The sequence below is a fragment of the Chitinophaga parva genome (assembly GCF_003071345.1).
GTDB classification, from domain to species: Bacteria; Bacteroidota; Bacteroidia; order Chitinophagales; family Chitinophagaceae; genus Chitinophaga; species Chitinophaga parva.
In genome coordinates this window covers 26,019-46,751 of sequence record NZ_QCYK01000003.1, presented here as the reverse complement: position 1 = coordinate 46,751, position 20,733 = coordinate 26,019, and the positions used below count along the sequence as shown (strand labels likewise).

16 protein-coding genes are annotated in these 20,733 nt (G+C 53.3%); 8 read left to right on the top strand and 8 right to left on the bottom strand.

What is annotated here, in order from left to right; genetic code table 11:
- Positions 1-175: 175 nt before the first annotated feature.
- Complete coding sequence (locus tag DCC81_RS19455) at positions 176-1,828, top strand: lectin (protein ID WP_108688359.1); 1,653 nt, start codon at positions 176-178, stop codon at positions 1,826-1,828.
- Between the two features lie 103 nt (positions 1,829-1,931).
- On the opposite strand, the gene DCC81_RS19450 is transcribed toward DCC81_RS19455, so the two are convergent.
- Positions 1,932-2,684 (bottom strand): porin family protein, encoded by a 753-nt coding sequence (locus DCC81_RS19450; protein ID WP_108688358.1) that lies wholly within the window; start codon positions 2,682-2,684, stop codon positions 1,932-1,934.
- Between the two features lie 289 nt (positions 2,685-2,973).
- Positions 2,974-3,231, bottom strand: coding sequence for a hypothetical protein (locus DCC81_RS19445; protein ID WP_108688357.1), 258 nt, complete (start codon positions 3,229-3,231; stop codon positions 2,974-2,976).
- 168 nt (positions 3,232-3,399) lie between these two features.
- On the opposite strand from DCC81_RS19445, the gene DCC81_RS19440 reads away from it, so the two are divergent.
- A complete protein-coding gene (locus tag DCC81_RS19440; RefSeq protein ID WP_108688356.1) occupies positions 3,400-4,461 on the top strand; it encodes a proline iminopeptidase-family hydrolase in 1,062 nt (353 codons plus the stop codon).
- Positions 4,462-4,574: 113 nt separating this feature from the next.
- Here DCC81_RS19440 and DCC81_RS19435 read toward each other — a convergent pair whose 3' ends face one another.
- The 6 genes from DCC81_RS19435 to DCC81_RS25610 all read right to left on the bottom strand — a co-directional run bounded on the left by DCC81_RS19435 (position 4,575) and on the right by DCC81_RS25610 (position 14,825).
- Complete coding sequence (locus DCC81_RS19435; RefSeq protein WP_108688355.1) at positions 4,575-6,005, bottom strand: TolC family protein; 1,431 nt, start codon at positions 6,003-6,005, stop codon at positions 4,575-4,577.
- A complete protein-coding gene (locus DCC81_RS19430) occupies positions 5,998-9,240 on the bottom strand; it encodes an efflux RND transporter permease subunit (RefSeq protein ID WP_108688354.1) in 3,243 nt (1,080 codons plus the stop codon). Before DCC81_RS19430 ends, DCC81_RS19435 begins: the two co-directional genes overlap by 8 nt.
- A gap of 24 nt (positions 9,241-9,264) precedes the next feature.
- A complete protein-coding gene (locus tag DCC81_RS19425) occupies positions 9,265-10,344 on the bottom strand; it encodes an efflux RND transporter periplasmic adaptor subunit (protein ID WP_108688353.1) in 1,080 nt (359 codons plus the stop codon).
- Between the two features lie 743 nt (positions 10,345-11,087).
- Complete coding sequence (locus DCC81_RS19415) at positions 11,088-13,553, bottom strand: TonB-dependent receptor domain-containing protein (RefSeq protein ID WP_108688351.1); 2,466 nt, start codon at positions 13,551-13,553, stop codon at positions 11,088-11,090.
- A 77-nt stretch (positions 13,554-13,630) separates the two neighbouring features.
- Positions 13,631-14,437: a helix-turn-helix domain-containing protein gene (locus DCC81_RS19410; RefSeq protein ID WP_108688350.1), complete on the bottom strand. Its 807-nt coding sequence runs from the start codon at positions 14,435-14,437 to the stop codon at positions 13,631-13,633.
- The gene (locus DCC81_RS25610; protein ID WP_165806661.1) at positions 14,418-14,825 is read right to left on the bottom strand and encodes a hypothetical protein; all 408 of its coding nucleotides are present in this window, start codon (positions 14,823-14,825) and stop codon (positions 14,418-14,420) included. Before DCC81_RS25610 ends, DCC81_RS19410 begins: the two co-directional genes overlap by 20 nt.
- 158 nt (positions 14,826-14,983) lie before the next feature.
- Between DCC81_RS25610 and DCC81_RS19400 the strand changes: the two genes are divergently transcribed.
- The 6 genes from DCC81_RS19400 (at position 14,984) to DCC81_RS19375 (ending at position 20,714) form a co-directional block, all read left to right on the top strand.
- Complete coding sequence (locus tag DCC81_RS19400) at positions 14,984-15,970, top strand: glycosyltransferase family 9 protein (RefSeq protein ID WP_108688348.1); 987 nt, start codon at positions 14,984-14,986, stop codon at positions 15,968-15,970.
- Positions 15,971-16,146: 176 nt separating this feature from the next.
- Entirely contained in the window at positions 16,147-17,118 is a 972-nt protein-coding gene (locus DCC81_RS19395; protein ID WP_108688347.1) for an aldo/keto reductase, read from the top strand.
- A 28-nt stretch (positions 17,119-17,146) separates the two neighbouring features.
- A complete protein-coding gene (locus DCC81_RS19390) occupies positions 17,147-17,959 on the top strand; it encodes a helix-turn-helix domain-containing protein (RefSeq protein ID WP_108688346.1) in 813 nt (270 codons plus the stop codon).
- 153 nt (positions 17,960-18,112) lie between these two features.
- Complete coding sequence (locus DCC81_RS19385; protein ID WP_240613029.1) at positions 18,113-18,547, top strand: chromate transporter; 435 nt, start codon at positions 18,113-18,115, stop codon at positions 18,545-18,547.
- A 167-nt stretch (positions 18,548-18,714) separates the two neighbouring features.
- The gene (locus DCC81_RS19380; RefSeq protein WP_240613028.1) at positions 18,715-20,121 is read left to right on the top strand and encodes an aminotransferase-like domain-containing protein; all 1,407 of its coding nucleotides are present in this window, start codon (positions 18,715-18,717) and stop codon (positions 20,119-20,121) included.
- A gap of 86 nt (positions 20,122-20,207) precedes the next feature.
- Positions 20,208-20,714, top strand: a complete 507-nt coding sequence (locus DCC81_RS19375; RefSeq protein ID WP_108688345.1) for an N-acetyltransferase — start codon at positions 20,208-20,210, stop codon at positions 20,712-20,714.
- Positions 20,715-20,733 lie beyond the last annotated feature (19 nt).

Genomic DNA, 20,733 nt, shown 5'->3' with positions numbered 1-20,733 from the left:
AGTATTACAGTATTGTGAGCACCTTACATTTTGCGTAGACCCGCGCTGTTCCTTTCCAGAAGAATCATTATAACCATTGCGTAATCCCCTGCTGCGGCTTTACCCGGCCTGCGGCGCGGAACTTTATTACTATTTTCCACGTTTATGCTCTCCTCATTTTAAATTCATCCACGCAATGAAAAAAACAAAACAATGCCTGTTGTTGCTGATGGCCTGCCTGGCCTTTGGCTGTTCCAAACAAAACAAAGAAGCCTCTCCCGAAACCACGCCCCGTGCAGCCCAGGCCAGCCCGGCAGGCGATGTGGTGGGCAAGGTGATTGTAGGCTACCAGGGCTGGTTTGCCGCCATCGGCGACGGATCGCCCATCAATATCTGGTGGCACTGGGCGCCCAATGCACAGCAAACGCCTTCGCCCAGCAACAACGGTATCAAGTCCTGGCCGGATGTGCGCGAATACACTTCGCTTTACAACACCGGTTTCAGTAACCTGAACAACGGACAGCCCGCCCGCCTGTTCTCCTCCTTCAATGATCAAACCGTGAACGTACAGTTCCAGTGGATGCAGCAAAACGGCATAGATGGTGCCGCCCTGCAACGCTTTAACCCCACCGGTGGCGAAGGCCCCGTGCGCGACGCCATTACTGCCAAGGTAAAAACCGCGGCGGAAGCCACGGGCCGCAAATTCTACATCATGTACGATGTAAGCGGCTGGAGCAATATGCAAACGGAGATCAAGACCGACTGGACCAGTAAGATGTCTGCCTACACCGCGTCCTCCGCGTATGCCAAACAAAATGGCAAACCGGTGGTATGCATCTGGGGCTTTGGCTTTAATGACAGTAACCACGATTTCAGCGCGGCTGCCTGCCTGGACGTGATCAACTGGTTTAAGAACGCCGGTTGCTATGTGATAGGTGGCGTACCCACGCACTGGCGCACCGAAAGCGACGATTCCCGGCCCGGCTTCCTCAACACGTACAAGGCATTCAATATGCTCTCGCCCTGGATGATAGGCCGCATTGGCAATGTGAACGATGTAGATAATTTCTACACCAACGTGCAGACGCCGGACCAGACCTATTGCAACCAGAATGGTATCGATTACCAGCCCTGCGTACTGCCCGGCGACCTGCAGGAAAGACAGCGTGTGCACGGCGACTTTATGTGGCGCCAGTTTTACAACATGACCCGCCTGGGCGCACAGGGCATTTACATTTCCATGTTTGATGAATTCAATGAAGGTAACCAGATCTGCAAGACCGCCGAAAGTGCCGCGTATGTACCGGCCGGTTCCAGCTTCTATGCATTGGATGAAGATGGTACCCCCTGCTCCGCAGACTACTACCTGCGCCTCACCGGCGACGGCGGTAAGATGTTCAAAGGCCAGATAGCCCTTACCGCTACACGTCCCACGGTGCCTTACCCTGGCAGCACTGGCAGCAACCCGCCCTTTGGCCAGGTGATCACCCTGAAAGGCAGCAATAACCTGTATGTATCCAGCGAAGATGCCACCACCTATATGCATTGCAACCGCGCAGCAGTAGGCGGCTGGGAGCAATTTACCGTAGTGAATGCCGGCAATGGCAAGGTGGTGCTGCAGAACAGCGGCTACTATGTGTGCTCCGAGAATGGCGCCACTTCCGGCATGAACTGCAACCGTACCGCCATTGGCCCCTGGGAGCAGTTTGACTGGATAGTGAATACAGATGGCACCATTTCCCTGCAGGGGAGTAATGGCGCGTATGTGTCCATTGAAAATGGCACCAATCCTATGACGTGCACGCATACCACGATCACGTCCACGGAAAAATTCCGCATAAACCAGTAATATTATCCACCCGGGGAGAGCATACCCAGGTCGAAACAAAAAACGCCTTCCGGTGACGGAGGGCGTTTTTGTTATAGTGTCAGTAGCCTGCAACCATTAACAGCTACCGCAGGCGGAAAGCATAACCGATATCTACATTGCCGGCACCGGTGTTGTTATTCCCATTGGTTTCCCCTCGCTGTATTTTGATGAAGCCGTAGTTGCCGCCACCTTCCACAAAGATGCTGCTGCGGCCAAAGCTGTATGCAAAGCCCACGTGGCCGGCGATGCCAACATTGGTTTTCTTCAGTTCGTCTTTGATATTTTCTGTGTGGTCAAAAGACACAGGAGCCGGTGTAATGGGCTGGGTATGCGCGGGGTCCGTGTAGATCATGCTGCTGCCACTTGTTACATTCTTGGCATTGAGCAGGAAGCTGACAAAGGGGCCTGCGCCTACATAGAAGCGCCAGTGCTCGCTGAGGTCCAGGCCATATTTTGCCAGGATAGGGACCATGAGGTAGTTGAATTTCGCCTCGCTTTTATAGTTGGCATACAAATACTGGGGCACCTGGCCGGACGGGAACTGGCTGGCCTGTTCGGCCGTGGGTGTAAAAGCCTGCGCGCCATTTTTTTTACCGCCCTGGGCGGAATACTCCAACTGTGGCTGGAGGGAGAAATGCCTGGTCAGATGAAATTCTGCATGTACGCCAAAATCAGGCCCCACGCGGGAACTATAGCCGGTGTTGATCGGATTATCTGAATTGCCGGCGTGCAGGTTGGGAATACTGATGCCTCCTTTAATGCCAAGGTCAATGTGGGTTTGCGCCAGCGCCGGCGTAAGGGCCAACAGCAGGAGCAGCATAAATAAGTGTCTCATAGCACTTCAATGTTTGATAAGCGTGAACTGAAACGATCGCAAGTCCTGGCCGGATCAGGGAATGGGGAATATGAGGTAATAAGCAGTGGTCCAGCGGGGCCGTGTGTCGGTTAAAGTTACGACTATATTTCCTGAAAAGTGCTGGGCGGGCGGCATTTCCTCCGCCACCATCCCGCCTGGATCATTCATCTTTGGGAAATGAAAAATCCGGTCAAGGTCATGGACATCCTAAACGGGGAATAAAAAAGACATTTTACCGTGGGCAGGAACCTGGCCCTAGCAAAGACGCCTACGCCCTCCGCAGCCGGGTAGCAGCGATCTCGCGGCCCAATTGCGCCGCCAGCACCTGGTCACGGTTACCTACCGCCATCCAGCTTAACCGGCCGCTTTTATCTTTTGCAGGCTTTACACAAAATGGCAATGCACCAATACCTCTCACGAGGAACAAAGTATCTCCCGCCACCCGGCGTTCTTCCACCGGTAGCTCGCGGCCATCCACCTGGATATAGAAATTCATGTCTTGTGCAAACAGATCACCTTGAAGCATAACTGCGCGTTTTAAAAGCTAAAAATTGTAGCGCAATAATACTAATAATTTTAGTATTTCCAACTAAAAAATTTAACTTTTTCACCCGCTCCGACCTTGTCTATGTTCACATCCTCTGCCCCCCACGATTAAAAGCTCTATATTTATTCCTGTTCCAAAATCCTTCTCATGATCTTCCGCAGAACCGGCAGCCTGTTACTGGCAGCCGCTGTAACGCTTACCATATCCTGCCACCAGTCTGGCAGCGGCACTCCTGGCACAGACACCGGTGCTGCTTATTTAAAGGATACTACCTCCGGCATTAAAACCGGCGGCATTCGAATGATCCCCATCAACACGCCCCATGGCAAGTTCAATGTATGGACCAAGCGCATTGGCAACAACCCTGCAGTCAAGGTATTGCTGCTCAATGGAGGCCCGGGCCTTACCCATGAATACCTGGAATGTTTTGAAAGCTTTTTCCCCGCCGCCGGCATTGAATTTATTTATTACGACCAGCTGGGCTGCGGCAACTCCGATAACCCAAAGGACACGTCCCTGTTCGATCTTTCCCGTTCCGTGGAAGAAGTAGAGCAGGTACGCAAGGCCCTCCACCTGGACAAAGGCAACTTCTACCTGCTGGGGCACTCCTGGGGCGGCATCCTGGCAGCACAATATGCGCTGAAATACCAGGACCGTCTCAAAGGCCTGATCATCTCCGATATGATGATGAGCTGCCCTGCCTATGACCAATATGCCAAAGAGGTACTGGCCAAACAACTGGACCCGAAAGTACTGGCCCGTATCCAAACACTCGAAGCACAAAAGAAATTTGACGACCCGGAATACATGGGCCTACTCCTCCCTCATTTCTACACCCAACATATCCTGCGTCGCCCCCTGAACCAGTGGCCGGAACCGGTGAACCGCTCCCTCTCTAAAGTGAATGCGGCCATGTACGTGACCATGCAAGGCCCCAGCGAGTTTGGCATCAGCGGCAAACTGGAAAAGTGGGACATTACCAAAGAACTGCCCAGCCTCACGGTGCCCACCCTGTTCATCGGCGCGCAGTTCGATACCATGGACCCCAGACACATGGAATGGGCTTCCACACAGGTAAAACACGGCAGCTACCTGTATTGCCCCAACGGCAGCCACCTTTGCATGTGGGACGATCAAACCACCTATATGACGGGTGTGATCAAATTCATTGACGGGATAAATGACGGGCAGCAGCAGGTGAAATTGTAAACTGCTTCAGGAGGATTTTTCACCATCCGTGATTGCGCCCTGCAAAAAAGAACGGGCCGCCAAAAAATGACGACCCGTTCCGGCAACAACACACACAAGTAATCACGCTATCATTACTTCCATCCTCCTCCCAGTGCGCGGTAAATGTTCACCATCGCATTCAACTGTTGCTGCCTGGTTTCTACCAATTCAAACTTTGATTCCAGTGCATCGCGCTGGGTCATCAGCACTTCCATATAATCTGCACGGGTAGCGCTGAAGAGCGTATTGGCAATGTCTACCGAATGCACCAGCGCCGCTACCTGGCGGGATTTCAGGGCATACCCTTTTTCAAGGTTGCTGATCCTGGACAGTTGGTTATACACTTCCATGTATCCCTTGAGCACCGTGCGTTCATAATTGTATACCGCCTGTAGTTGCCGTGCATTGGCGCTGCTGTAAGCAGCCCTGATCGCATTCCTGTTCACCAGGGGGGCTGCCAGGTCGCCGGCCAGGCCATACAGCAGGGATGCGGGCGTACGCAACAGGTAACCGGGGTCAAAGGCCTGGTAGCCCACGCTGGCAGTGATGCCCACAGCGGGATAGAACCGGGCCCTGGCCGCCTGCACATCCAGCCTGGCTGCCTGCAGGTCCAGCTCCGCCTGCCTGATGTCGGGGCGGTTGGCCAGTAGTTGGGAAGGCAGGCCGGCGCTGATCACGTGTGGCACCAGCGTATCAAAGCTATTGCTGCTGCGCCGGATGGGCTGGGGATAGCGGCCCAGCAGGTAATTGATCTTATTCTCGGTTTCCGTGATCTGCTGGCGGATGCCATATTGCAGGCTTTGTGTATGCAGCACTTGCGCTTCAAAGCGGCGCACGGCCAGCTCGGTCACTTGTGTAGCTTCTTTCTGCAGTTTCACTATGCGCAGCGCCTGCGTTTGGATGTCCACATTCCTGCTCACGATCTCCAGTTGATTGTCCAGGGCCAGTAATTCGTAATAAGCTTCCGCAATTTCTGCCACCAGGTTGGTCACGGCAAAATTCCGCCCTTCTATACTGGACAGGTAGCGGCTTAATGCTGCTTTCTTCGCGTTGTGCAGCTTATGCCAGATATCTGCTTCCCAACTGGCGTAGCCTGCCACCATAAAATCGGGCAAGGGGTCCGGCATAGCCTTACCAGGCTTGATCTCCGTGGCTTCTTCCATGGCGCCAATGTTCGTATAGCGCCCCACTTTATCCAGGCCGGCACCGGCTTTAATACCCGCAAAAGGCAGGTATTCGCCTTTCTTTTCGCGGATCTCGTTGTTGCGCACGGCTATTTCCTGTGCAAGGATGTTCAGTTCCTGGTTGTGTTCCAACGCAGTATCTATCAGTGCAATTAAATCCGGGTCTGTAAAATAGTCCCTCCATTTTACACCGGCAGGATTGGTAGTATCCTGCGTACTGTTGTATTGATCCGGCACCAGCCTGTTCTCCCTTCTCACCGTTTCTTTCGGCACGTTGCACGCTGTATACAACAGCAGCAGGCAAGCCATCCAGCGATAACGGCATCTTTTGTTATACATGATTCCCATTTTTGTCGTTCAGTGAATGTGCTGCGTTCCCGTTGTGCGTTAACAGCTTTTTCTTTTGCTTCTTCGTGTAGGTGATGTCTTCCGTGAGTGGCAGCTCTTCTTCGTCCCGGATTAGTTTGCGGCCGGCGGCCATCTTTGCAAAGGCATAGTACAGCCCCGGCACAAGAAGCACGCCCAGCACGGTACCCAGCAGCATGCCACCGGCAGAGGAAGCACCAATGGTACGGTTGCCAATGGCGCCTGGCCCGGTGGCAAAAAGCAGGGGAACGAGGCCTGCAATGAAAGCAAAGGAGGTCATGAGGATGGGGCGGAAACGCACGCGGGCCCCTTCTATCGCGGCTTCCAGGATAGTAGCGCCTTCCTGGTGCTTCTGCACGGCAAATTCCACGATAAGTACTGCATTCTTACCCAGCAGGCCTACCAGCATCACCAGGCCTACCTGTGCGTAAATGTCGTTGGAGAGGCCCATGCACTTGAGCAACACAAATGCGCCAAACACCCCAACGGGCAATGAGAGTACTACTGCCAGCGGCAGGATAAAACTTTCATATTGTGCAGCCAGCACCATATACACGAATGCCAGCACGATCAGGAAAATATACAGCGCTTCGTTACCGCGCCCGGCTTCATCCTTTGAAAGGCCCAGCCAGTCTATTCCATAGCCCCGGGGCAGTGTTTCCTTTGCTACTTCCTGTATGGCCTTAATGGCCTCCCCGCTGCTGTAACCCGCGGCCGGCGCACCATTGATAGCTGCTGCCGGGTACATATTATACCGCGTGATCTCATTGAGCCCCTGTGTTTTTTTAATGCTCATGAAAGCGGAATAAGGCACCATTTCCCCGCGATCGTTCTTCACATACAGCTTCAGCACATCTTCCGGCAGCGCGCGGTATTCCGGCGAAGCCTGTACAAACACTTTATAAAAAGTACCAAAGCGGATAAAGCCCAGTTCATACGTACTGCCAATGAGGATGGACAAGTTATCCATCGCCTTGCCAATGGAAACGCCTTTCTGCATAGCCGCTTTGTTATCGATCTGCAGCTCGTACTGCGGATAGTTGGCCGCAAAGAAAGTGAAGAGCCCCGTGAGCTCTTTCCGCTTGCGCAGCGCCGCCATAAATTCCTGGTTCACTTTTCCCAGGGCCGCATAATCGCCGGTATTGGTCTTATCCAGCAGGCGCAGGGAAAAGCCGCCGGCGGCGCCATAACCCGGTACGGCCGGGGGCTGGAAGAACTCAATGGTGGCACCGGGTATCACCTTCGCTTTCTCTTCCAGTTCTTCAATGATCTCGTTCACAGCATGCTTCCGGTCCGACCAGTTTTTCAGGTTGATCAGGCAGGTGCCGGCGTTGGAACCACGGCCTTCCGTAAGCACCTCATAACCTGCCAGTGCAGATACAGACTGCACGCCCTCCACCTTCTCCGCAATGCCCTGCAGCTGGCGGGCAATGTTGTTGGTCCTTTCCAGCGTGGAGCCGGGCGGCGTTTGAATGATGGCATAGATCATGCCCTGGTCTTCGTTCGGGATAAATCCTTCCGGCAGGGTGCGGGACGTAGCCCAGATGCCCACGCAGAAAATGCCCAGCAGACCAAAGGTGACCACCCGCCGGTTCACGATCAGGCCCAGGAAGGCGGCATAGCGCCCGGTCATCCGTTCAAACCAGCGGTTGAAGGCCCCGAGCACCCGGTCAATGGGCGAACGCTTTGCCGGCTGCCCGTGATGGTTCTTCAGGATCATGGCGCAAAGCACAGGCGTAAGCGTAAGCGCCACCAGCCCCGAGATAACAATGGCCGTGGCCATGGTGATGGAAAACTGCCGGTAAAAAATACCTACCGGCCCGCTCATGAAGGCCACCGGTACAAATACAGCCGTCATCAGCAGCGTAATAGCAATGATAGCGCCGCTGATCTCCTGCAATACCTTTTTAGTGGCCTTGTAGGGAGAGAGATCTTCTTCTGCCATTTTTGCGTGCACGGCCTCTACCACTACGATGGCATTGTCTACCACGATGCCGATAGCCAGCACCAAAGCAAACAGCGTGATAAGATTAATGGTAAGGCCCAGCAACTGCATGAAGATGAAGGCGCCGATGAGCGAAACCGGCACAGCCAGCGTGGGAATGAGCGTGGAACGCCAGTCGCCCAGGAAGAGGAACACCACGATGGCCACCAGTACAAAGGCCTCCGCCAGGGTATGCACCACCTTTTCAATGGAGGCATCCAGGAAGCTGGACACGTCATAGCTGATCTGGTACTCCATGCCCGGCGGGAAGGAATTGGCTTTGATCTCTTCCAGCTTGGCCTTCACCTCTTTGATCACATCACTGGCATTGCTACCATAAGTTTGCTTCAGGGTAATAGCAGCAGAAGGATGACCATCCATATTGGAATAAATATCATAGAACTCACTTCCCAGTTCCACATCCGCAATATCGCCCAGGTGCAGCAGTTGCCCGTCCGGGTTGGCGCGGATCACCACGTCCTTGTACTGTTCCGGCTTATTGTAACGGCCTGCGTAGGTGAGCACATATTCAAGGGATTGGGAGCGCTTGCCGGAGCTTTGGCCTATCCTGCCGGGAGAGCCGATGATGCTTTGTTCCGACAGGGCTGCCATCACTTCATCAGTAGAGATATTGTAAGCACGCATGCGGTCGGGCTTTAGCCATACCCGCATGGCAAAGTTGCGGCTACCCAGTATTTTGGCACTCCCCACCCCTTTCAGGCGGCTGATCTCCGGCAGGATATTCACTCCTGCAAAGTTGTAGAGGAACTTTTCATCCGCATGCTTATCCTTGCTGTAAAGATTTACATACATCAGCATGTTAGGGGAAGTATAATTTACCGTGATGCCTTCCCGCTGCACCAGCACCGGCAGGCGGTTGGTTACCTGCTCTATGCGGTTCTTTACATTTACCACCGCCTGGTTAGGATCTGTACCCAGGTCAAAGATCACCTGTATAGTGGCCTCACCGGCACTGGTGGCATCGGAAGTCATGTATTTCATGCCGGGGGCGCCATTGATGGCCTTCTCCATGGGAATGAGCGTAGATTCTACGAGTACCTTGGCACTGGCACCGGGATAGGCCACGCTCACCACCACCATAGGCGGCGCAATGGACGGGAACTGGGATACCGGCAATGTATTTATGGCCAGTATGCCCATGAAAATAATGACCAGCGACAGTACAATGGCCAGCACAGGTCTTTTTATGAATTTGTTGAACATCGTTATTGTTTTTAAGCTCCTGAATTATTCCGCCGGCAGTTTCAGTGCACCGATCACTTTTGCCGGGTCTACGAAATCATAGCTGATCTTATCATTATCCTTCACTTTGCGCAGCCCTTCCAGCAGCACCTTATCCTGCATTTCCAGGCCGTCCGTCACCACGTACAGGTCTTCCAGGCTGGCCCCAATGGTGATCTCCCGGGAGTGCACGCGCTGGTCATTACCCACCACGTACACATATTTCTTATCCAGGATCTCGAACGTAGCTTTCTGGGGGATAAGGAGTGCATCCTTTGCCGGCACTTCCATTTCTATATCACCGGTTTCACCATGCCGGAGCAGACCTTTGGGATTGGGGAAAGTGGCGCGGAAAGGGATGTTGCCGGTTTCATTGTTAAAGTCGCCTTCAATGGTTTCCACCACGCCGGGATAGGCAAACAATTCCTTATTGGCCATCTTCAGTTTTACTGCGGGCATCGCCGCATTGTTCTTGCTTTTGTAATCCAGGTATTCAGCTTCCGGCACGTTGAAGTACACCCACATCCTGCTGTTGTCTGCCAGGTTGGTGAGCAGGTCATCTTCATTTACAAGGCTGCCTTGCTTTACCATCAGGCGGTCCACGATGCCGTCAAACGGGGCACGCACCTCGGTGAACTGTAAGTGCACTTTGGAAAGGGCGGCTTCTGCCTGGGCCTTTGCCAGCCGTGCCCTGGCCATAGCCAGTTCGTTGGGGGCCACCACGTTACTGTCCGCCAGCTTTTGGGTGTTGCGCAACTCAATGTCTTCCAACTGTACTTCCGCTTCTGCTTTCTGCAACTCCGCCTGGTACAGGGCGGGCATGATCTGGAAAAGCAATTGACCTTGTTTTACATACTGGCCCTCATCCACGAAAACTTTCTGCAGGTAGCCTTTTTCCTGCGCACGCAGCTCTATGTGGCGGATCGCACGGATCTGCGCCACATATTCCTTGTTAATAGCGGTGTCTTTCCGCAGGGGACTGGTCACTTCCAGCCGGGTTTCCACTTCTTTTTCCTGTTGCTTCGGTTTACAGCCGGTATGGCACAATAAGCCAACCACGCCGGTGAGCATGAGCATCCTCTTCATATATGTTTTTGAAATTGGTTTTTTGTCTACGGTCAATGATGGCAGTGTACGGGCATAGCAGTCCCTGTTCCAGTGGTATACCACGGAATAACGTAAACGGCACTACGAAGAACGTAGCGGACATACGGCATGGAGGCCTGTACAGGTGGTAGTGCCTGTAAGACAGTCAGGTGCTAAACAAATGAGAACAGGGAAAGAAAGGGTATCAGACCCTCAGGCTGCAATGGAAAAGAAACAGGGTATGCAATGGTCCCACAGGCACCTGGAACGGCGACACAGCAGGATGATGGAAGATAGTGGCAATGCGGGTTTGGGTAATATAGCCGGGTAAGATGCAGGCGGCGGGGCTGCAGGATTTGTGCTCTGTATTTTCCGTATCCTCCAGGCTGGGCAAGAACGCACGGGACCTGGCCTGGTGTGGCTGCTGGAAAATACAATGATGCGGTGTGCTAAATACAAAAGGTCGGGCGCCACCGTTTACAGGTGCATCTTTTACAGCCCCGGCATGAAAGAGCTGGAAAAACAGCAGTAGTAAGGGAATAAGTGCAGCAGGCATAACGTCCGTTCGTTCGATAGTGTCTCAGTAATGAAACTGTTTGTAAAACATATCCGCACCAAAATTAGAAATTTTTCCAACAAACAATAGTGCCATGCTGAAAATAATTAAAGATTTAACGTCATGCCTCACGGCCTTCCACTACACACTGCATTGACACAACAATGCACATGGAAAGAACACTCCCCTAAAACTCCCGGTCCCCCGTTTCACTCACCGGCAGCTTTAGCTTACTGGCAAAGCGGTTCAGGCTAAAACTCACGTTCAACATCAACACATCCGTTTCTGAAATATAATTGGTAGTGGTAAAAAATGCCGGGCCATAAGTGGTGATCCGCTGCTTGTTAGCTCCCAGGATGCCCATGTTCATATTCTGCCACAGCAGGGCAATCTTCAAACGCCCGGCCATCAGGCTTTTCCGCACCGCACTGTTAGGCACGAGGAACGATCCGTCCTGCCCCTGTGCGGTGGGGCGCCTGGACAGGTAATTGGCATTCAGCTGCACGCTCCACGTTTTATCCAGCTGAAAAGTAGCATTACCATTGATGGAATAGGCCCAGTCGTTATTCGCGATTGTAACCGGCTTATCCAAGATGGAGATATTGCCCTGGATCTTATAATTGTACAGGTTAGCACCCAGGTACAGCGTCCACCATTTAACCGGCGTTATATTCACACCGGCTTCCAGGCCAAAGAGGCGTGCGCTGCCCGCGTTGGTGAACACGCGGTTCAGGATCGTATCGGCATACACACTGTTCAGGCGCTGGATAGGATTTTGAATATGCTGATAGTACAGCGTACCAAAGAAAGCGCCCTGCTTGAACGTACGGTCTATGCCCAGTTCTGCCAGGTCTACAAACTCCGGCAGCAGGTCCGGGTCTCCTTCTTCCAGCGTTTCAGAATGTTCCCGCTCCGGGATAGGGTTCAACTCCAGGTTACTGGTACGCTGTACCCGCCTGCTGTACCCGGCTTTCAGGCCCCATGCCTGTGTAAGGTGATAGCGTAGATTGGCCGATGGGAACAGGTTAGACAGGTTAAGGACATGCGGGCTTGGATCGTAAGACAAGCGCACCGTCCGGGTGGCATATTCATACCGCAGGCCACCGTTGTATTCCAGCGCACCGGCCTTGCCGGAGTACTGGCTGTACACGGAATAAATATCATTGACCGCGTGTGTGCTGCCTTTAAACTTATCGATGTCTGGCTGTGATGTAGGGGGTGTTACAAAATAATCAAACGTACCATCCTGGCTGTCGTGCCGGTACTGCAGGCCACTTTCAAGCTTGCCGGCGCCCAGGTTGATGCTGTGATCCAGCTTGCCGCGCACTGCACCAATGGGGCGCCGGTACGGGTTGTTTACGAACTGGATGGTGTCTTGCGTGTTGGGATATTGAAGATTGCGGTTCAGGGTACCGCCATAAAGATCATCATGCTCGTATTGCAGGCTGGCGGTGAGGCTGGACTTATTGGCAAAGATGTGGGTATAATCCAGGTTGCCCAGGTTGAAAGTACCTTCCTTCCGTTGCAGGTTTGAATTGAAATAAGTGGTGCTGCTAATCAGCGCATTGGTAGTAAGATCAGCTGTGGTGTTATGGTACAGGAGGTCTGCGAGCCTTGCCTGGTATCTTTTACCGCTGTAAAAGCCGGCGGAGATCACGTTATGCGCATCGGCCGCAAAACTTACGGATGCACGGCCCGCATAGTTATAACGGTCAAAACTGCGCTCACCAGTAGATGGGAAACGGGTGATGGTATTGCGCACAAAGTCCTTCGTATATACATTGCCTTCGCGGTAACCTTCATTATCATTCCGAGTATAGTTTCCTCCTACAGACACGTCCCATTTGCCCTGTTTAAAGCTTACCGTGGCATCGGCGCCATAGCGTTGGGGCTTTTCCAGGTTATTGTAATCCGTGGTGCTGGGCAGGCCGCCCTGCAGGTTTACCGTGAGCGTAACCCCGTCCGCGGCGCCTTTCTTAGTTACAATATTTACAATGCCTCCGCGGCCATCGGGATCATATTTGGCAGAAGGTGCGGTGATCAGTTCCACGTGGTCAATAGCATTGGCAGGCAGCTGGGAAAGTACGGTCTGCGCATCGGCCAGCACCGGCTTGCCATTCAGCAGCACCATAAAGCCGGTGGCCCCGCGCACGGTAATATCGCCTTGTGAATTTACAGCTACCGATGGCAGGTTCTTTAACACATCGATCGCGGAGCCGCCTTTGGCGGTTTCAAATTGCCCGGCGTCATAGCGTTGCTTATCGATCTTATTGAGAAGACCTGCTTTTTGTGCAGATACGCCCACTTCCCGGAGCATGCTACCGGAGGGCGACAGCGGGATGGTGCCCAGGTCCAGGGGCGCATTGCCCACCACTACATCGCTCAGCTCAAGGGTCTGGTAGCCCAGGAAAGTGATCTTTAACTGGTAATGTCCGGGTGCTGTTTTGCGGATCGTGAATGCGCCATTGGCAGCACTTACATTGCCCGCTACCGGGGCCGCCTCCCCTGCCCTGAACAGGGCCACACTGGCATATTCAATGGGGGCATGGCTTTGCGCGTCTACGACCTTGCCTTTTACGGCAACATTCTGGGCAGCAGCGATAGATAATCCTGAAAACCAGGTAAAGAAAAGAACAGAGCGAATGCGTTTCATATCTGAGCAATAGGTAGCCCAAAATTACCGGCTCTTATTTGTTATTTTATGGTACCCAGCTAAGAATTTATGGTAGTTTAACGCAGCTTCCCTGCGGCCAGCTCCCGGTACTGCCCGGGCGTAAGGTTGGTATACAGCTTAAAGAACTTTACAAAATTGGAGGCATCAGAAAAATCAAGCGCAGCGGTGATCTCTTTAATGGAAAGGCGGGTACTGGACAGCAGGGTCTTGGCTTCCAGCACAATGCGTTCATTCAGCAGCATGGACGGCGTTTTGCCGGATGCCGTTTTACAGGTCACATTCAGTTGAGCCGCGGGTATGTGCAGCATCTCCGCATAGGCTTCTATTTTCCGGACCTGGTGGAAATGTTCATTGACCAGCCTTTTAAACTGGAAGTATACCGGGCTGCTTACCCGGCCGCCCTGCCATTGCGCGGCCTGCGCCCCGGTTTTCAGCACGATCAGCTGCAAATAAGTATGCAACACTGCGGGCGTGGCGCCCGCGCGGTAATCCTGGCAAAAGTGCTTCATCAGCTCCAGCAGCGTCTCGCTGTCTTTCAGCGCCATATGCACCGGCAGGTTATAAACAATGTCCAGGCATTCCTGGTTCAGCAGCGTTTCCCGGAAAAGCACCACATACCCTTTGGGAATGCGGGAAAAATCCCAGCAATGGGTTTGGCCTGGTTTGAGGAAATAAACAACCGGTGGCAACACTTCGTAACGCTGGTCATCGATGGTATGGTAACCCCCACCCTGCTCCAGCAGGATGAGCTCAAAATAGTCGGCATGTTTGTGTGGAACGGTAGGCTTGATCACCTCTTTGAAAGGGCTGATCTTTAGCAGTTGGTCACTGTTGATCTTTGATTTAACCGGGATCGCTTGCATGGTGCCGTAAAGGTATCATAATCCTGTAAAATTCCGGTGCGGGGTAGCGGGCGCATGCCCCAGATGTTCTATCCCCAAGGGTGTTTACGCGCTGCTTCTTTTGATCCGCAGGTGCTGCTGGCAGACCACCCACCTGGGCTTCCTCCCCTTCTTCCGATGAATACAAGGTGATGGCCCTGGCATCGTACGGCAAACCCGAGGCCCGGCGTGTTTTGAAGACTTGATACGCATCGGCGGGCAGGGCCAGTATACCATTGACAAAACAGCCTTTAATGCCGTGCTGGCTCCAGACGCAAGGGGGGCGCGGGGGCCACATCGGGTGCCTGCTACTCCGCATAATCGCCTGCTGGCTGGCCACGGGCGCGCTGATGGCCTGGTTTGTGCTCATCCTGGCCTTCACTTTCCGGTGCCTAACCCATACAGTGCGCAACCGGGATGATGTAACAGAGATATTTGTCATGTCGCTTTTTATCCCTTTTTATCTGTTCGCCGGACATTGTGCGGTGCGTGGAAATACCGGGTATTCTTTTTGTGATACGGAGGACCATGCAACTTAAACAACTGAGGAAAATAGCGGTGTTCCGGGCACTTCAGCTCGGGGACATGCTCTGCGCCATCCCTGCTTTGCGCGCCCTGCGCCATACTTATCCCGATGCACACATTACCCTGGTAAGCCTGCCCTGGGCCACCTGGTTGCGGGAACGCTTTCCGCAATACATTGATGAACTGGTGGTATTCCCCGGCTATCCCGGCCTGCCGGAACAGGCGGTGGATGCAGACCTTTCCATCCATTTCCTGCGCTACATGTGGGGGCAGCACTACGACCTGGCGCTGCAGATGCAGGGCAACGGCTCCGTGGTAAACCCCATGGTGGAGCTTTGGAGTGCCCGCTACACAGCCGGTTTTTACCGGAGGGAAGACTACCAACCCGGGCCGCTTTTCCTGGAATATCCGGAAGGGCTGCATGAAATAGAAAGGCTCCTGGCCCTGGTGCAATACCTGGGTATAACGGAAACGGATACACGCCTTGAATTTCCCATCTCGCTAAAAGACCAAGCCAGCCTGCAGGCCCTCCAGCTGCCTGTTCCAGAACATTATGTATGCATACACCCCGGTAGCCGGGACGCTAAAAGACAATGGCCTGCAGCTTACTTTGCCCGTCTGGGGGACCAGTGTGCCCAGGCAGGGCTGCAGGTGCTGCTTACCGGCACGGCCGGCGAAGCCCCACTGACCAGGGCGGTCATGAATGCCATGACCTTCCCGGCCATAGACCTGGCAGGCCATACGGACCTGGGGCAAATGGGCGCCTTGCTGAAAAACGCTTTTGTACTCATTGCTAATTGCACGGGCGTATCACACATAGCAGCAGCGTTGGAAACCCCCAGCCTCATCATCAGCATGGGTGGAGAGCCCGGCCGGTGGGTGCCGCTTAACCGGCAGTTGCATACCACTATAGACTGGACCACCACGCCAGATTTTAACCTGGTGGAGCAAGCGCTGATGGAAATCTTACAAAAGGACAATTCATTCTAACAAACGGCGCGCAACGTGGAGGATGTGCTACGGGGTAACCGGAATATCTGCCATGCCTTCAAAATAGCGCTGCAACGGGATGAGCCGTACAGGCAAGTAAATTGAGCCTTGCGGGAAATACAGCACAACGCACAAACACCGAGCTTGGCCTACTCAAACATAAAATCATAGATCCAATGACAACGATCACCAAAATGCCCTTAGGCAAGAACGGTCCCCTGGTATCCAAGCTGGGATTAGGTTGTATGCGCATGTCCTCTGTGTGGGGCAGCCGCGCCAGTGACGAAAAAGAAAGTATAGCCACCATACAGCAGGCGCTGGACAACGGGATTAATTTCCTGAACACCGGCGATTTTTACGGCGCCGGCCACAATGAACTGCTGGTAGGCAAAGCCGTGAAAGGCAGGCGGGACGATGCTTTCATCAGCGTAAAATTTGGCGCCATCTTTCACGGCGGGCAGTGGCTGGGACTGGACCTGCGGCCCATTGCCATCAAAAATTTCATTAACTATTCGCTCGTGCGCCTGGGCATTGATACCATTGACCTGTACCAGCCCTGCCGGCTCGATAACAGCGTGCCTGTAGAAGATGTGATCGGCACCGTGGCAGACCTGATCAAAGAAGGCAAGGTGCGTTACCTGGGTGTGTCTGAGATCACAGCAGACCAGCTCCGCAAAGCGCACAGCGTGCATCCTGTAACCGCGCTGGAAATAGGCTACTCCCTGGCAGACCGCCAGATTGAAAGTGATCTGCTACCCACGGCAAAAGAACTGGGCATAGGCGTGGTGGCTTTTGCCAACACCGCGGAAGGCCTGCTCACCGGCAATATGACCGCGCCACTTCCTGCCGGCGATTATCAACTTCATTTTTCCCGCTTCCAGGGCGACAACCTGGTAAAGAACCTGGAAAAAGTGGACGTGCTGAAGCAAATGGCCAAAGACAAAGGCGCCACGCCTACCCAACTGGCCATTGCCTGGGTAAATGCGCAGGGAGATGATATCATGCCGCTGGTAAGCATGAGCCGCAGATCACGGCTGCCGGAAAACATGCAGGCCATGGACATCGTGTTTACACCGGAAGAAATGCAGGCGCTGAACACCACCTTTGCTCCCGGCGCCATCCTGGGCGGCACTTACCTGCAACGCTAACAGGCCAGGCTTTTTGTAACTTTATGCCATGACAAATCCAACCGAGATCCTGCCCGGCGTTATCTTTTTCTCCTACCTCTCCGCCATGCGCAAAGAGCATGTGGCTTTCATGGCGCACAACACGCTGGTGCTGCAGGTAGCAGGACAGCTTACGCTGGAAACAACCAGCCAGCAGATCTCCACGCGAAAGGGAGAGATGCTGCTGATCAGCAAAAACCAGGTGGGGCTGCTCACCAAAGTACCACTGCCGGGAGAAGGCTATGAAACGATCGTGATCTGCCTGCATGAAGACCTGCTTCGCAGCATTGCCCTGGAGGAACAACTGGAGGCCAGGCAAAAATATGCCGGGCCGCCCAACCAGATCATCCCACCCAATCATTACCTCCAGGGCTTCTTTCAATCCGTGATCCCCTACGTGCATCACCCATCAGAACCGCTCACAGCTTCTATGGGCCTCCTGAAAGTGAAAGAGGGAGTGAAACTGCTGCTGCATGCCATGCCCCAGCTGAGTGACCTGCTGTTTGATTTTTCCGAACCATACAAGATAGACCTGGAAAAATTCATGCGCACCCATTACCGCTTCAATGTGCCGGTGGAGAAGTTTGCCCAGCTCACCGGCAGGAGCCTGGCGGGTTTCAAACGCGATTTCAATAAAGTATTTGGCACCTCCCCACGCCATTGGCTACACGAAACACGGCTCACGGAAGCACGCCATCTCATAGAAAAAAAACACAAAAGGCCTTCTGATATTTACCTGGACCTGGGCTTTGAAAGCCTCCCCCATTTCTCCCGCTCCTTTAAAAAGATGTTTGGGAAAACACCCTCTGAATGGGCTTTGTAGGCGGTACAGATGCTATCCTGATTTTTTCGCCATGTACCCGCTCCATAATACGCCTCATACCGCGGCATATTCCTGCTTTCACTAAAAGAAAAAAGCCTCCCTGAATGATTATCTTTAACCTTACTGCTGACAAGGCTATTGATACAAGGCGCTATGGGAAACAATGAAGCATCACAAGCACAAAGGCTGAAAGAAGTAGCCTTTTCAACTTTTAAACTGGGCTGTATCGGGTTTGGCGGCATTGCCGGCATGGTGGCCACGATTGAAAATGAAATGGTGGTAAAGCGGAAGTGGATAGACCACCAGCATTTCATGGATGTACTTGCCACGTCTTACATCATTCCCGGCCCCAATGCCGTGGAGGTGATCATGCACTGTGGTAAGGAGCGGGCGGGACGCCTGGGGCTCATTGTGGCCGGCGCGCGGAAAAGCAACCGCCTGCGTATTTTCCTGGACGGGCTCAGTGCCGCATCGGTATCCATCATCGCAGTAGTGGGCCTGCACCTGGCCGTATCTGCGGGGAAAACTGGAGAACCGCGGTCATCCTGGGCGCCTGCCTGGCTATTACTTTTACGTGGAAAAAGCTGAGCACCGTGTATGTGATCCTTTTAGGGAGCATTGGCGGCTTCCTGTTGCAACTGCTATAATGCGTGTACAACGGTAACGTACATACGATCATGCGGGTATATCCCTCAGTTAAATTGTATAGTTTTACAGTACAGGTCACAAAATCCGTAAAACTTAGCAATACAGTTGTGAAGACATATAAATTTGAAATATTTACCGCCACCATAGAGAAAAATATCCGGGAAGGCATCTTCAAACCAGGGCACAAACTGCCTTCTGTGCGGGAGTTAAAAGCACAATATAAAACCAGCATCAGCACTATACAAAATGGTTATGAGCACCTGGTCATCCTGGGATTGGTGGAAAGCGTGCCCAAGTCCGGCTACTACGTAAGCAACCGGCCGGAGGTGGTGAAACAAGCACCCAAGCCCCGTCTCCGGCCCGTGGTGAGGGATGCTATTTTCAAACACCATCTTGGCCTTACCACCTCGTTGCGGGCCGGGCGTAAACTCTCGGAATTTAATGTAGCCGCCCCCGGCGACCTGCTCATGCCGCAAAAGCTGCTGCTGCGCACCATGCAGCAAGTGATCAGGGAGCAAGGCGCCGGCTTATTGCATTACTATCCTTCAAATGGGGGTGCCACGCTAAAGGCCAGTATCGTGAAACGGGCGGCTGCGCATCAAAGCATTCTCCACCCGGATGAACTGGTGGTCACGGATGGCGCGCTCCAGGCGCTATACATAGCACTGACCGCGGTATGCAATGCCGGCGACGTGGTAGCCGTGGAAAGCCCCTGCGTATTTTCTGCCCTGGAAGTGATCCGGGTACTGCAGCTGAAAGTAATAGAGATCCCGGTAGACCCGCTGACCGGTTTTGACGTGGATTTCCTGAAGAAAGCCTGCCATAACACGCCGGTAAAAGCGGTGATCATAACGCCTAACTTCCACAACCCCACCGGGCTGTCGCTCACGCAGGAACAGCAACTGGCATTGTTATCCATCGCTCAGCAGCACCACATTGCGGTGATAGAAAACGATATTTATGGAGACCTGCACTTCCATGGCCCCCGGCCGTCCACCATCAGGAGGTTTGACGACAGTGGCCTGGTGCTCACCTACGCATCCTATGCTAAAACCCTGGCCCCTGGCATACGACTGGGCTGGCTGTCCGCGGGAAAATTCATGCAACGCGCGGAGCAGGTTAAGTTTGCGCTGGGCAGCACCGTGTCTCCCTTGTACCAGGAAACCGTAAACAAACTGCTGGCTGGCAGCAGCTACGACCGGCACGTGCGGGCCTTCCGCATGCAACTGGCCAGGAACGCCCATTTTGCCATCCATTTATTATCAGCGCACTTTCCTAAAAAAACGGCGATCATCACGCCCGCCGGCGGCTATAACCTCTGGGTGAAATTGCCTGAACACGTAGATATGACGCACTTCTACGCGCAATGTGAAAAGATAGGGATACGGTTTACCCCAGGATCCACGTTTTCCTTTTCCGGCACCTTTGACAAGCATTTCAGGCTGGTATTTGCCGATAAATTCTTTCCCAAAAAGATAGAAGCCATTAAGCTGCTGGGCAAGCGCTTGCGGTAAAAACTGTACTGGCACTATTTTCAAAATGTGTACTGTGTATGCTACCGGGCAGCCCCCTAATTTTGTGCCCATACATACAACAGGTCATGAACATTATCACCAAATTTACACTAAGCTCTCAACCGGGATTGGATGTGCTCCACCTGCTGACCCAGGCACTGGCCCGGGAAAAATTTGCCGCGCTCCTCCCCCGGAGAACACTGGATGAGTACATTGCCCGTTGCTTCAGCAAAGCGGCGCTGATAGCAGAAACCAACAGCATGTCCAATCAATGGCTGGTGGTATATGCGGACGATAACCCGGCAGGTTATGCGCGCATCACTTCCAAAGGTAAAAGGCCGCAGGTGCTGGAAGGAAAACAGGCCGTGCGCATTGCGGATTTCGGAATACTGTCATCCTATACAGACCTGGCCGTGAGCAACTCCCTGTTTGAAAAATGCATGGCCGTGTGCCAGCCTTATGAAGGTATCTGGATCAATGAGTATACGGCTAATCCTTTGATCAATTTTTTTGAAAGTAAAGGCTTCATCCGGCAGCCGGATGTGCTACCGCTGGGCGAATTACCCCTTGCATCCGTGTGCCTTACCGCGTAGTGCATTCCGCGTGCGTTTC

Coding starts and splice junctions, on each gene's coding strand:
- DCC81_RS19455 (WP_108688359.1), top strand. CDS start 176: ATGAAAAAAACAAAACAATGCCTGTTGTTGCTGATGGCCTGCCTGGCC.
- DCC81_RS19450 (WP_108688358.1), bottom strand. CDS start 2,684: ATGAGACACTTATTTATGCTGCTCCTGCTGTTGGCCCTTACGCCGGCG.
- DCC81_RS19445 (WP_108688357.1), bottom strand. CDS start 3,231: ATGCTTCAAGGTGATCTGTTTGCACAAGACATGAATTTCTATATCCAG.
- DCC81_RS19440 (WP_108688356.1), top strand. CDS start 3,400: ATGATCTTCCGCAGAACCGGCAGCCTGTTACTGGCAGCCGCTGTAACG.
- DCC81_RS19435 (WP_108688355.1), bottom strand. CDS start 6,005: ATGTATAACAAAAGATGCCGTTATCGCTGGATGGCTTGCCTGCTGCTG.
- DCC81_RS19430 (WP_108688354.1), bottom strand. CDS start 9,240: ATGTTCAACAAATTCATAAAAAGACCTGTGCTGGCCATTGTACTGTCG.
- DCC81_RS19425 (WP_108688353.1), bottom strand. CDS start 10,344: ATGAAGAGGATGCTCATGCTCACCGGCGTGGTTGGCTTATTGTGCCAT.
- DCC81_RS19415 (WP_108688351.1), bottom strand. CDS start 13,553: ATGAAACGCATTCGCTCTGTTCTTTTCTTTACCTGGTTTTCAGGATTA.
- DCC81_RS19410 (WP_108688350.1), bottom strand. CDS start 14,437: ATGCAAGCGATCCCGGTTAAATCAAAGATCAACAGTGACCAACTGCTA.
- DCC81_RS25610 (WP_165806661.1), bottom strand. CDS start 14,825: ATGAGCACAAACCAGGCCATCAGCGCGCCCGTGGCCAGCCAGCAGGCG.
- DCC81_RS19400 (WP_108688348.1), top strand. CDS start 14,984: ATGCAACTTAAACAACTGAGGAAAATAGCGGTGTTCCGGGCACTTCAG.
- DCC81_RS19395 (WP_108688347.1), top strand. CDS start 16,147: ATGACAACGATCACCAAAATGCCCTTAGGCAAGAACGGTCCCCTGGTA.
- DCC81_RS19390 (WP_108688346.1), top strand. CDS start 17,147: ATGACAAATCCAACCGAGATCCTGCCCGGCGTTATCTTTTTCTCCTAC.
- DCC81_RS19385 (WP_240613029.1), top strand. CDS start 18,113: ATGGGAAACAATGAAGCATCACAAGCACAAAGGCTGAAAGAAGTAGCC.
- DCC81_RS19375 (WP_108688345.1), top strand. CDS start 20,208: ATGAACATTATCACCAAATTTACACTAAGCTCTCAACCGGGATTGGAT.